Source organism: Clostridium cellulovorans 743B (genome assembly GCF_000145275.1).
GTDB classification, from domain to species: Bacteria; Bacillota; Clostridia; order Clostridiales; family Clostridiaceae; genus Clostridium_K; species Clostridium_K cellulovorans.
Genome location: NC_014393.1, coordinates 142789 through 156368, shown reverse-complemented (window position 1 = coordinate 156368; position 13580 = coordinate 142789). Strand labels below are relative to the sequence as shown.

The following is a 13580-nucleotide window of genomic DNA, read 5'->3' as shown; positions in this document are numbered from 1 at the left end:
TACTTACTGTCATCCGACAGCTTATTTAGTATATCAACTTCAAAACTCTTTGTCAACAACTTTTTTTAATTAATTTGTTAAGAGTTATTTATCATTGCCTCACGCAACGAAGACAATTCTAACAAATAATTAACTATGCTTCCTTAATACCTTGGCTCATGTAGTTAAACTAAGTCTATATATCTTCATTTTTCTCACAATATCACTGTAATATTACTTGTGATACACTTGGTGTAGTTTATAAATAAAGTTCTATTTATATATATATATCAACGTCTAAATACTTCTACAGGGTTTTGATGTAGTTTCAATAATAAGACCTATATGTCATAAAATATCATCTTATTTATATTTTATTATTGAAATTTGACAGATATTGAATTGTTGCTTTTTATAATGTAAAATTATATAACAATATTATAAAAATATATGAATTATCATCTGTATAAAAACAACTATCTGATATTTTCATCTATATTCAATTCTTCAGTAAAAAAAGAAAACAAAAATTCAAGCTGTTTTCTTATCTAAGGAGCAGCTTTATTTTATATTAAGGGGGCTAATTCTTTTGAAAATTAAAGATATACTAGATAATAGACAATCTTTCTCGGTGGAACTTTTTCCACCTAAAAAAACAGATTCTTTCGATAATATAATAAATACTTTGGATAACCTAAATGGTTTAGATATAGACTTCGTAAGCGTTACTTATGGTGCTGGCGGAAGTTCTAGAGATAATACTGTTAAATTATCAAAGAAAATTAAAAGTGAATATAACCTAGAAGTAATAACACATCTTACATGTATTAATTCTAAAAAAGATGAGATAGCTTCTCTTCTAGATGAAATGAAAGAGAATAATCTAGAAAATATATTAGCACTAAGAGGCGATATTCCTAGCGAAGTTATATATGATGACTACAAGTACGCTTCAGATTTAATACCTGAAATCAAGAGCCTTGGCGATTTTTGTGTAGGCGCTGCCTGCTATCCTGAAAAACATCCAGAAGCACCTTCTAATGTTTATGACATAAAGAAACTTAAACAAAAGACAGCTTTAGGTTGCGACTTTTTAATCTCTCAATTGTTTTTAGATAATACTATGTTCTTTAACTTTCAAGAACGATTAGAGTTAGCTGATGTTAACACAAAAGTATTAGCTGGTATAATGCCTGTAATTAATAAAGCTCAGTTTGAACGTATTATTCAACTTTCAGGTTGTAATGTGCCACCAAAATTCAAAAAAATACTTGAGAAATATGAACATAATCCGTCAGCTTTAAAAGATGCTGGTATAGCTTATGCAATTGATCAAATTATAGATTTGATGTGTCATGATGTTGACGGTATTCATCTTTATATAATGAATAAACCTGAAAATGCTAAAAGAATTCTAGACAATATTACCGGATTAAGAAATGCCTAGTACCCAAAACTCCTCAACTTAATTATGAGGAGTTTTTATTATTGAGATTTTTATACTATAAACCTTTCAAGATTAACTTTTTACATTAATATTTACTCTTAAATTCTCATAAATCTCCGTATTACTTGTTATTTATATATCTCTCCTTTTTTGACAAAATCTATTTAACATATATATAATAAATGTGAGATCCAAAGCCTAAATAGAAAAAATTATAAACTACATAATACATTCATCAGGAGGACTTATGCAGAAAATACAATTTATAATTAGATACTGTATGTCATTATCCATTATCTTTGTTTTATCTTCAATACTACTAGCACCATCGATAAACCCCTTAAACAAAGACTTAATTGTTTCAAAGGGAGATTTGAAAGTATCAAACAATGTATTACTTGGGCCTAAACTAAACGAAAATTATAACATTATAGAGAAAACTACTCACATTAGCCCTATAGCTAAAGTTGAACCTTTAAATAATATAACCTTTAAATATGAAGGAACTCGCATAACATTTAACTGTGAGCTTTATGCGTCAGCTCAACGCTATTATCTACCTTTAGATGTAATGCTTACGTTATTAGGCGGAAGTTATACTGAGCGTGTCAACTCTATTAATGTATTTTATAATAGCATTAAATACACAGTTTTTAAAGATAGTTATGCTGTAAAAGTAGATGATGGTTCATCCTTTATATTGAGAGGCGGAATTATATTAAAAAATGACAAAATATATTTGTCCCTTTCAGACTTGGAATACATATTCAATTTAGTTGATGATTGGAATTATGATGCTAATGAAGTTTCTCTCTTTAAATCAAGGACTCCTATAATCACTAAAGCTTCTGAGCAATCAGGCACTGCAGCTTTAATAAGACTAGAAGATGTATCAGCTGGATCTGTAATGCTCTGTAACGATAGCCTGAAAAAAATGAAAGCTTTAGCCGATTACTTTTATTCAGAGGGAACGAAATTTCATGTAGCTTGGATTCCTAGGTACAGAGAACCTTCTCAAGGTATAGATAATGATCTTTTAGAAATATCAAATATTGCTAATGCTCAGTTTGTTAATATGCTAGATTATTTAATATATAGAGGTGCTATAATAGGTGCTCATGGTTATACACACCAGCACGATAGTGAGACAAGTATTGTTAGCACCGAATTAGATAAAAACAATAATAATGATATTGTGTCTACTAAAAAAATAATTCAATCGGCTTTAGAAACAGCAAATAAATTAAATATACCTATTACGTTTTTTGAATCACCACATTATGCTGCAACAGAATTGCAACAATCAGTAATAGAGAATTATTTTCATTACATCTATGAGCCGTGTGTTGGTATATGGAATAAAATGCCTATAGTCAGTAGGCGAAACAAAACTACAATTTATGTCCCTGCACCTTTAGGTTATATGCATGATCAAGATGTTGATGACTTAATTGATAGAATTAATAATCGTGAAAAAGGCTCATTAGCTAGTTTTTTCTATCACCCTATGAAAGAATTTGATTACATAAAGTTTAATGTTGAGACTGATGGATATGTAAGTTACACATATTCTTCTGAATCTCCTATGCACAAGATACTTAAAACTTTAAAAGATAATAATTATTCAACTATAACTATAGATAAAATAAGATAATTAAATCTGTTAATAAACGCTATTACCAGGATCATATATAATAACGCCTATAATTGAAAAATTTAATAATAAATCAACTTCTTTAAGCACAAAAGTTTATGTTCTATTAGGCTTTTGTTTAAAGAAGTTTTTTATCGTACAAGCTTCAATAAATAATCTTCATAAGATATATTAATTTTCAATATATCCATAGATCTTTGATATATGTTCAATAATGACTGTTATATATAATTTCACTTTTCAAATTGTTATATTAAGTTATATACAGTTTTTAGATTTTATTCTTTCCTGTAAAAAAATCAGGACCACCCGTCAAACGGGTGGTTTGCTTTAGCCCTATAAGGGCATGTTACTGGCCGTGCTACTCGCACATTGAGCGGTTTGCCAACCGCATACCTTTACTGGCTGCACCTAAAAGGTGCTTTATTTTTTGCCTTTGTTTACTGATTCACCCGTAAACGGGTCAATAAATTCTTTCAAGCTCATTTGTTCATATGCTAAATCTTCCTGTATTTGATTCTTTATGTATTCTTCTATTATCTTTTTGTTTCTTCCAACTGTATCAACGTAATAGCCTTTACACCAAAATTGCCTATTCCCATATTTATATTTCAAATTTGCATGTCTGTCAAAAATCATCAATGAACTCTTACCTTTCAAATACCCCATAAACTGAGAGACACTTAACTTCGGAGGTATACTTACAAGCATATGTATATGATCCTTACATGCATTTGCTTCAATAATTTCTACTCCTTTATGTTCACATAACTTTCTAAGTATTACCCCTATATCCGCTTTTATTTTTCCATATATGATTTGTCTCCTATACTTTGGTGCGAAGACTATGTGATATTTACAATTCCATTTACTATGTGCTAAACTACTATTATCCATTACGGATATACCTCCTTTGTACTTTTGGTTGTGGTCGGCAAACCTACTACCATTTTACATTGGAGGTATTCTTTTTTTCTACTCATCGCTAGAAGCTTTTTAGAACCACAGGTAAAACCTGTGGTATTCGTAAAACAATAAAAAAACCTAAGTACTTTTGTACTTAGGTTTTTGGTGCCCCACCGGAGAATCGAACTCCGGACAACATGATTAAAAGTCATGTGCTCTACCGACTGAGCTAGTGGAGCATAGAACCCAGCGACAACCTACTTTCCCACAAGACCTCTCCTGCAGTATCATCGGCCCTTAGTAGCTTAACCGTCGTGTTCGGAATGGGAACGGGTGTTACCTACCAGGCATAATCACTGGATACACTTTAAAATTTCTTTTAAAGCTCAGAGTGTTCTCTGAAAATTGCATAGATATTAAAAACTTTGTTTAGGTTAAGCCCTCGATCTATTAGTATGAGTCAGCTGAACATGTTACCATGCTTACACCCCTCACCTATCAACCTTGTGTTCTTCAAGGGATCTTACTAGCTTACGCTATGGGAAATCTAATCTTGAGGTGGGCTTCACGCTTAGATGCTTTCAGCGTTTATCCCTTCCCGACATAGCTACCCAGCCATGCTCCTGGCGGAACAACTGGTACACCAGAGGTCAGTCCATCCCGGTCCTCTCGTACTAAGGACAGCTCCTCTCAAATTTCCTACGCCCGCGACGGATAGGGACCGAACTGTCTCACGACGTTCTGAACCCAGCTCGCGTGCCGCTTTAATGGGCGAACAGCCCAACCCTTGGGACCTTCTCCAGCCCCAGGATGCGACGAGCCGACATCGAGGTGCCAAACCTCCCCGTCGATGTGGACTCTTGGGGGAGATCAGCCTGTTATCCCCGAGGTAGCTTTTATCCGTTGAGCGATGGCCCTCCCACGAGGAACCACCGGATCACTAAGCCCGACTTTCGTCCCTGCTCCACTTGTAGGTGTCGCAGTCAGGCTCCCTTCTGCCTTTGCACTCTTCGAACGATTTCCGACCGTTCTGAGGGAACCTTTGGGCGCCTCCGTTACTTTTTTGGAGGCGACCGCCCCAGTCAAACTGCCCATCTAACAATGTCCGGCACCCAGATTCATGGGTTTCCGTTAGAATCCCAATACTGTCAGGGTGGTATCCCAAGGTTGACTCCATAGAACCTGACGGCCCTACTTCCCAGTCTCCCACCTATCCTGTACAGACAATATCGAAACTCAATGCTAAACTACAGTAAAGCTCTACGGGGTCTTTCCGTCCAATCGCGGGTAGCAAGCATCTTCACTTGCACTACAATTTCGCCGGATTTACAGTTGAGACAGTGCCCAAATCATTACGCCATTCGTGCGGGTCGGAACTTACCCGACAAGGAATTTCGCTACCTTAGGACCGTTATAGTTACGGCCGCCGTTTACTGGGGCTTAAGTTCATGCCTTCGCTTGCGCTAAGCAATCCCCTTAACCTTCCAGCACCGGGCAGGCGTCAGCCCCTATACATCAGCTTTCGCTTTAGCAGAGACCTGTGTTTTTGCTAAACAGTTGCTTGGGCCTATTCTCTGCGGCCTAGCTTGCGCTAGGCACCCCTTCTCCCGAAGTTACGGGGTCAATTTGCCGAGTTCCTTAACTGTAATTCTTCCGCTGGTCTTAGGATTCTCTCCTCACCTACCTGTGTCGGTTTGCGGTACGGGTACTATTTTGCTCTCTAGAGACTTTTCTTGGCAGCGTGGAATCAGGTACTTCGCTACTAAATTTCGCTCCCCATCACACCTCAGAGTATTAGCACGCGGATTTGCCTACGTACACCCCTAAATGCTTAGACCAACATCCAATAGTTGGCACACCCTATCCTCCTGCGTCATCCCATCGATAATAACGCTAATAGTAGTATCGGAATATCAACCGATTGTCCATCACCTACGCCTTTCGGCCTCAGCTTAGGTCCCGACTAACCCTGGGCGGACGAGCCTTCCCCAGGAAACCTTAGGTTTTCGACCATTAAGATTCTCACTTAATTCTCGCTACTTATGCCAACATTCTCACTTCTGTACAGTCCACAGCTCCTTCCGGTACTGCTTCTGCCCATACAGAAAGCTCCTCTACCACTCCTTACGGAGTCCATAGCTTCGGTGGTAAGTTTGAGCCCCGGACATCTTCGGCGCAGGATCTCTTGACTAGTGAGCTATTACGCACTCTTTAAATGAGTGGCTGCTTCTAAGCCAACATCCTAGTTGTCTTAGAAATCCCACATCCTTTTCCACTTAACTTACACTTGGGGACCTTAGCTGATGGTCTGGGCTTTTTCCCTTTTGACTACGGACCTTATCATTCGCAGTCTGACTGCCGGGGTAAAAGTATATGGCATTCGGAGTTTGATAGAGTTCGGTAACTGTTGTCAGCCCCTAGCTCATTCAGTGCTCTACCTCCATTACTCATTTTACCCGACGCTAGCCCTAAAGCTATTTCGAGGAGAACCAGCTATCTCCGAGTTCGATTGGAATTTCTCCGCTATCCACAGCTCATCCCATGGTTTTTCAACACCAATGTGGTTCGGTCCTCCACGAGGTTTTACCCTCGCTTCAACCTGGCCATGGATAGGTCACCCGGTTTCGGGTCTACGGCATGCAACTAGTCGCGCTGTTCACACTTGGTTTCCCTTCGGCTACGTACCTTAAGTACTTAACCTTGCTGCATACCGTAACTCGTTGGCTCGTTCTACAAAAAGCACGTCGTCACACTCATATGGTGCTTCGACCGGTTGTAGGCATACGGTTTCAGGTTCTATTTCACTCCCCTTCCGGGGTTCTTTTCACCTTTCCCTCACGGTACTTCTTCACTATCGGTCACTAGGTAGTATTTAGCCTTGGGAGGTGGTCCTCCCTGCTTCCCACAAGGTTTCACGTGTCTCGTGGTACTCTGGATATACTCTCGCTATCATTCGCTTTCTCCTACGGGGCTATTACCCTCTATGGCTTAGCTTTCCAGCTATCTTCGAATAACAAACTCTAGCTTTTATGAGTATTCCACAACCCCAGAGATAAATCTCTGGTTTGGGCTCTTTCCCTTTCGCTCGCCGCTACTTAGGAAATCGAATTTCTTTCTCTTCCTCTGGGTACTTAGATGTTTCAGTTCCCCAGGTGTGGCTTCATGTAGCTATGTATTCACTACAGGATATACATCGTTTGATGCATAGGTTTCCCCATTCGGAAATCTCCGGATCACTGGCTATTTGCGCCTACCCGAAGCTTATCGCAGCTTATCGCGTCCTTCTTCGCCTCCTAGTGCCAAGGCATTCACCATACGCCCTTTGTAGCTTAACCTAAAAATTGCTATAACCTGCGCATTGCTTCGTCACTTTCGCCTCTGCGGTGCTCATTTACATAAGTAAACTCCGCTTCCTCGAGTTTTCAGTTCCTCGCACTGCTTGGTTCTATCAATTTTTTAATTTGGTCTAATTAACACGTTATCGGTTAATCTTATCAAATTAAATTAGTCTTAATTATACAAAGTTTATATAAATAACTTTACTTGGTTTTTAATATCTTATGCAATTTTCAAAGAACAACTTTTCCTTTTATACAAGCTTTCGCTTTACATAAAAAAGACTTCCAAATCTCTTAGCCGTTAGGCTTTGATCTCTGGAAATTGAACAGAAGAAAGACCCAGTGGACACAGTGTCTTACAAGTAAAACTACTGTGTCATTTTCCTTAGAAAGGAGGTGATCCAGCCGCAGGTTCTCCTACGGCTACCTTGTTACGACTTCACCCCAATCATCGACCCCACCTTCGGCCGCTGGCTCCTTACGGTTACCTCACGGACTTCGGGTGTTGCCGACTCTCATGGTGTGACGGGCGGTGTGTACAAGGCCCGGGAACGTATTCACCGCGACATGCTGATTCGCGATTACTAGCAACTCCAACTTCATGTAGGCGAGTTTCAGCCTACAATCCGAACTGGGACGAGTTTTATAGATTTGCTCCACCTCACGGTCTTGCGTCTCGTTGTACTCGCCATTGTAGCACGTGTGTAGCCCTAGACATAAGGGGCATGATGATTTGACGTCATCCCCACCTTCCTCCTGGTTAACCCAGGCAGTCTTGCTAGAGTGCTCAACTAAATGGTAGCAACTAACAATAAGGGTTGCGCTCGTTGCGGGACTTAACCCAACATCTCACGACACGAGCTGACGACAACCATGCACCACCTGTCTTCCTGTCACCTCAAAGAGGTAACTTCCCCAGTTACGGGTAATTCAGGAGATGTCAAGTCTAGGTAAGGTTCTTCGCGTTGCTTCGAATTAAACCACATGCTCCGCTGCTTGTGCGGGCCCCCGTCAATTCCTTTGAGTTTTAATCTTGCGACCGTACTCCCCAGGCGGAATACTTAATGCGTTAGCGGCGGCACAGAGGTCATGACAACCCCTACACCTAGTATTCATCGTTTACGGCGTGGACTACCAGGGTATCTAATCCTGTTTGCTCCCCACGCTTTCATGCCTCAGCGTCAGTTACAGTCCAGAAAGTCGCCTTCGCCACTGATGTTCTTCCTAATCTCTACGCATTTCACCGCTACACTAGGAATTCCACTTTCCTCTCCTGCACTCTAGACTTCCAGTTTGAAATGCAGCACCCAAGTTGAGCTCGGGTATTTCACATCTCACTTAAAAATCCGCCTACACATCCTTTACGCCCAGTAAATCCGGACAACGCTTGCCACCTACGTATTACCGCGGCTGCTGGCACGTAGTTAGCCGTGGCTTGTTCTTTAGGTACCGTCATTATCGTCCCTAATCAAAGAGCTTTACAACCCGAAGGCCTTCATCACTCACGCGGCGTTGCTGCATCAGGGTTTCCCCCATTGTGCAATATTCCCCACTGCTGCCTCCCGTAGGAGTCTGGACCGTGTCTCAGTTCCAATGTGGCCGATCACCCTCTCAGGTCGGCTACGCATCGTCGCCTTGGTGAGCCGTTACCTCACCAACTAGCTAATGCGCCGCGGGCCCATCTTATAGCGGATTGCTCCTTTGATACATCTCTCATGCGAGAATTGCATTTTATGCGGTATTAATCTTCCTTTCGGAAGGCTATCCCCCTCTACAAGGCAGGTTGCCCACGTGTTACTCACCCGTCCGCCGCTAATCCACCCCGAAGGGCTTCATCGCTCGACTTGCATGTGTTAAGCACGCCGCCAGCGTTCGTCCTGAGCCAGGATCAAACTCTCAATTTAAATTGTTGAGTTCTAATCTTGACTTTGGTTTTTATTTTAAAACCTCAGAATTTGTCTGGTCTTGTTCTTCTGTTCAATTTTCAAAGATCAATTTTCTTACTTACTCGCTATCATCTGACAGCTTGTTTAGTATATCAGTTCAAAAACTCTTTGTCAACAACTTTTTTTCATTACTTGCTGACATTTTTCGTATCGCTTCAAGCGACGAAGATTATTCTATCATAATATTTCGCTAGTTTTTTCTAATATATCACCTTCTAGTATTGTTATCCTTTAATTGCTCTTAAATTCATCGAATTGCTTTAAATTACTTATATAGACACGCTCGCTTCTGTTGGTGGTAGTAATTGTTCTATATCACTATTATATAAGTCTAAATATATAATTTACTTTATTTAAACTATATAAATTCCAATAATATTTCTACAATGAACACATATATTGTTTATAAAATTAATGTAGATCTATAATAAGAACATATTTATAATGGTAACTTATATAAAGACAACCTGTATAAGGTTTCTGGCAGAATACTTAAAAATCAATGCACTAATACAAAAATTTTTATTAAAACATATATCTATATATTTACTGTAAGCAAAGCATCTAGATTGTCACTTAAATCATTTTCATATCATAAACTAACGTATAAGCAATATTATCAAGGAGCAAGCTATGTGCGGTCTCTGTGGATGGTTAGATTTTAAACGTTCCCTAGTCGGTGAAATTAACACTTTGAAAAATATGACAAACACATTAAGCCTTCGTGGTCCTGATAGCCACGGCTATTATATAGATAATAATATTCTATTGGGCCATAGACGTTTAGTTGTAGTTGATCCTGAAGGCGGAAGTCAACCTATGATAAAACTTAAAAACAATAATAAATACGTTATTGCCTATAATGGCGAGTTATATAATACTGAAAACTTAAGGCATCAATTAATAAATTACGGCTATACCTTTGATGCTTATTCTGATACAGAAGTATTACTTACTTCTTATATTCATTGGGGAATAAACTGTCTTGATCATATAAATGGAATTTTTGCTTTTGCTATATGGGATAATAACAATCAAAGTTTATTGCTAGCTCGTGATCAATTAGGAGTTAAGCCTCTTTTTTATTCAAAAAAAAGTTCATCAATAATTTTTGGCTCTGAAATTAAAACTCTTCTAGCAAACCCTTTAGTAGATGCTGTTTTAGATGAAAAAGGATTAACTGAATTATTTTCCTTAGGTCCTGCTACAGCCTTAGGCAGTGGTGTGTTAAAGGATATTGAGGAAATACCTCCTGCTAACTACTGCTATATTACAAAGGATTCCTTCGTACAAAAAGAATATTGGAAGGTTACTGCTGAAGAATTTACTGAAAACCTGGATTCTGCCACAGAACACTTGCAAACTCTATTTGTTGATGCAGTAACTCGCCAACTTGTTGGTGATGTTCCTTTATGTACTTTCTTATCTGGTGGACTTGATTCTAGTGCTATTTCCGCTATTGCTTCTAGAGATTTTAAAAATAGAGGAAAGAAACTTGATACCTACTCTATAGATTATGAAGATAATAACACCTTCTTTAAACCAAATGAGTTTCAACCTACCGCTGATTCTGTTTATGTAGATATGATGAGTAAATATATAGATAGTTCTCATCATAATGTTATTTTAAGAAATCAGAACCTTGCCTTAGCCTTAACTGATGCTACTATAGCTAGAGATTTACCTGGAATGGCGGATGTTGATTCTTCTCTATATTTATTCTGTAAGGAGATTAGGCACAACTTTGTTGTTGGTTTGTCTGGCGAATGTGCAGATGAACTTTTTGGTGGCTATCCTTGGTATATGAAACCTGAAATGATAAATGCCCCAACCTTCCCTTGGTCACGTTCAGTTTCTAATAGAAGAAGTATTTTATCTGATGCACTAAAAAGAATCGATATTGAAGGTTGTGTAGAGTCGCATTATAAAAATACACTTAAAGAGGTTCCTCACCTTGATAACGAAAACCAAATAGATTATAGAATGAGAGAACTTTTCTATCTAAATATAAAATGGTTTATGGTTACTTTACTTAATAGAAAAGATAGAATGAGTATGTCTAACAGCTTAGAAGTTAGAGTTCCTTTTGCAGATAAACGACTAGTCCAATATGCTTTCAATATTCCTACTGATATTAAATTTGCTGATAATCGTGAGAAAGGCCTGCTTAGAAGAGCCTTGAAAGGTATTGTTCCAGATGAAATTATTGATAGAAAGAAGAGCCCTTATCCTAAAACTCATAATCCTTACTATACTACACTTGTCTCTTGTGCTTTAAGAGATATTATAAATAATCCACATTCACCGATATTAAATCTAATAAATGTGGATAAAGTTACGGAGATTGTGAATACTGGCGGTAATGCATATATAACTCCATGGTTTGGCCAACTTATGAATGGTCCGCAACTTATTGCTTACCTTGTTCAATTAAATACTTGGTTAGAAAGCTATAATATAAAGTTACAATTCTAATAATTTTTAGCACTGTCTATAATAAGTTCTAATAATACTTCTACATTTATTCACATCATGTTGATAAAAGCAGTGTGGATTTTTAATTAGAACGTATATATAACTTACAATAAAAATTCTACCTAGGGTTCCCTGATATTTGAATAATCATATAGACTTTTTATGCGATCTAAATAATAGAAATATATATATATTGCAATTAAGTTTCTACACCAAAACTAGTTATCTTCTAGGTTATTGAATATCAATCAAATGTAGAGTTATTATTGCAACTTATATATTTGAAATATTATAATTTAGAATTCTGTAATTCCTTACAGAAAACAAAGCTGCCTCAAATATTAAGAGGCAGCTTATTGTTCTTTATTAATTTAACCTGTTGTGCTAATTAAAATCTAGAGATCCTTAAAATACTGAATTATATTTTAAGCAACATTCATTTAGCACAATGATTAACTTAAGATTGTATTATTTCTTTTACTATTTTCTTATCATCACATACTAATCTAACCTTTTTATCATCGATTACTGTCAAAAGTACCACCTTTCTTCCCCAAAGCTCCTGAACATACTTAAGAGTAGGTTCGCCGTAAGCAAGACTTAACTCTCTTCCATCATATACATGCTCTAGAGTTAAAGTGTAGTCTTTTTTAGACATATCAACAACTCTTATAATCGGCACAGACCCAAGTCCACAGCTGCTACTTAAGTTATTGCGTATCTCCTTCCAACCTTCCTCATCAGATACTTCTTTTATGACATAGTCATTTCCAGTCTTTTTATACTCGAATAGATTTAATTCTCTACATAGATCCTCTGTTAGATATCTTCTTAAAAATGCTGAATCTCTATCCATTGTTCTTACTTCAAAGATTTTATCTCTTCCATAAGTCTTATCTAAATATTCAAAAATCTTAAACCCTACATAGTAAGGATTAACTCCGCCTAATGCTGGTGCAATTACATCATTATGACGCTTTAAAAATTCTAGATGCAATCCACTAGGTAAATCTAATGCGTTTAGAATGGTATAATGCCAATAACTAGCCCAGCCCTCATTCATTATTTTTGTTTCTATCTGAGGAAGAAAATAATTTGTTTCTTGCCTAACAATTTCTAGAAGAGTTTTTTCCCATTCTGCAAGCTTTCCATACTTTATTATAAAGTACAGTAGGTCTTCCTCTGGCTCTATAGGTATTTTATCTATATTAGGCACAGGTACATCATTTCTTTTACCAAAAAAGTCTGTACCCTCTACTTTATTTTCATAATCATCTATGAGCCTTTGACGTAGCTTTTGTTCACTTACCCTTTTTTCTCCTACCACCCTAGAAGTTTGGAGTTTAAGTGCATGCGCTGCATCTAGGATTCTCTCTACCTCTGCGTATCCTATACTAGGATCGTTTATATAGCTTCGTACCCTGTCTCCATGTAACTTAAACATTTCAGTTGTAGTACTGGCATCAGTGCCTTCTACAAATAGTCTGTTATTCGCAAAGAAATCATTGTGCCCATATACATGAGCAATAGTCAATATCTGAAGTAACAAAGTATTATCCTTCATAAGATATGCTATACAGGGATCTGTATTTATCACCATTTCATATGGTAATCCTGTCAAATTATATTTATATAAAGTTTTAGTTTTTTCATAGCTCTTTCCAAAGCTCCAATGTGGATATCTTGCAGGCATAGCTGTATAAGCCTCAAGTGCAATCATGTCATTATAACTTATAAGCTGGAATTCTTGGTCATAGCATTTTAGTCCAAATTCATGTACCAACTTTTCTATTTTCGCATTCCAAGTTTCTAAATCCTTCACTGAGTACTCCATT

The 13580-nt window shown here is 37.5% G+C and carries 5 protein-coding genes, 1 tRNA gene and 3 rRNA genes; 3 read left to right on the top strand and 6 right to left on the bottom strand.

Features of this window, described 5'->3' with window-relative positions; all coding sequences use genetic code 11:
- The first annotated feature begins 568 nt into the window (after nucleotides 1–568).
- Nucleotides 569–1426, top strand: a complete 858-nt coding sequence (metF, locus tag CLOCEL_RS00585; protein ID WP_010077597.1) for a methylenetetrahydrofolate reductase [NAD(P)H] — start codon at nucleotides 569–571, stop codon at nucleotides 1424–1426.
- A gap of 247 nt (nucleotides 1427–1673) precedes the next feature.
- On the top strand, nucleotides 1674–3080 hold the full coding sequence (locus tag CLOCEL_RS00580; protein WP_010077598.1) for a DUF2334 domain-containing protein: 1407 nt from the start codon (nucleotides 1674–1676) through the stop codon (nucleotides 3078–3080).
- Between the two features lie 423 nt (nucleotides 3081–3503).
- Here the strand turns inward: CLOCEL_RS00580 and tnpA are convergent, their stop codons facing one another.
- The 5 genes from tnpA to CLOCEL_RS00555 form a co-directional block, all read right to left on the bottom strand.
- Complete coding sequence (gene tnpA, locus CLOCEL_RS00575) at nucleotides 3504–3977, bottom strand: IS200/IS605 family transposase (RefSeq protein ID WP_013291570.1); 474 nt, start codon at nucleotides 3975–3977, stop codon at nucleotides 3504–3506.
- Between the two features lie 172 nt (nucleotides 3978–4149).
- Nucleotides 4150–4225, bottom strand: a tRNA-Lys gene (locus tag CLOCEL_RS00570).
- Between the two features lie 5 nt (nucleotides 4226–4230).
- Nucleotides 4231–4347, bottom strand: a 5S ribosomal RNA gene (rrf, locus tag CLOCEL_RS00565).
- Between the two features lie 69 nt (nucleotides 4348–4416).
- Nucleotides 4417–7321, bottom strand: a 23S ribosomal RNA gene (locus CLOCEL_RS00560).
- A 392-nt stretch (nucleotides 7322–7713) separates the two neighbouring features.
- Nucleotides 7714–9228, bottom strand: a 16S ribosomal RNA gene (locus CLOCEL_RS00555).
- Together the 16S, 23S and 5S rRNA genes with 1 tRNA gene alongside form the textbook arrangement of a ribosomal RNA operon.
- Before the next feature lie 675 nt (nucleotides 9229–9903).
- Here CLOCEL_RS00555 and asnB point away from each other — a divergent pair.
- Nucleotides 9904–11745, top strand: coding sequence for an asparagine synthase (glutamine-hydrolyzing) (gene asnB / locus CLOCEL_RS00550; protein WP_010076703.1), 1842 nt, complete (start codon nucleotides 9904–9906; stop codon nucleotides 11743–11745).
- A 457-nt stretch (nucleotides 11746–12202) separates the two neighbouring features.
- Here asnB and CLOCEL_RS00545 read toward each other — a convergent pair whose 3' ends face one another.
- Nucleotides 12203–13579 carry a SpoVR family protein gene (locus tag CLOCEL_RS00545; RefSeq protein WP_010076704.1) on the bottom strand — a complete coding sequence of 459 codons (1377 nt, stop codon included), beginning with the start codon at nucleotides 13577–13579 and terminating at the stop codon, nucleotides 12203–12205.
- Between the last annotated feature and the right edge of the window lies 1 nt (nucleotide 13580).

Excerpts from the sequence above, each read along its gene's own strand:
- asnB (WP_010076703.1), top strand. The coding sequence starts at position 9,904 with ATGTGCGGTCTCTGTGGATGGTTAGATTTTAAACGTTCCCTAGTCGGT.
- tnpA (WP_013291570.1), bottom strand. The coding sequence starts at position 3,977 with ATGGATAATAGTAGTTTAGCACATAGTAAATGGAATTGTAAATATCAC.
- CLOCEL_RS00545 (WP_010076704.1), bottom strand. The coding sequence starts at position 13,579 with ATGGAGTACTCAGTGAAGGATTTAGAAACTTGGAATGCGAAAATAGAA.
- CLOCEL_RS00580 (WP_010077598.1), top strand. The coding sequence starts at position 1,674 with ATGCAGAAAATACAATTTATAATTAGATACTGTATGTCATTATCCATT.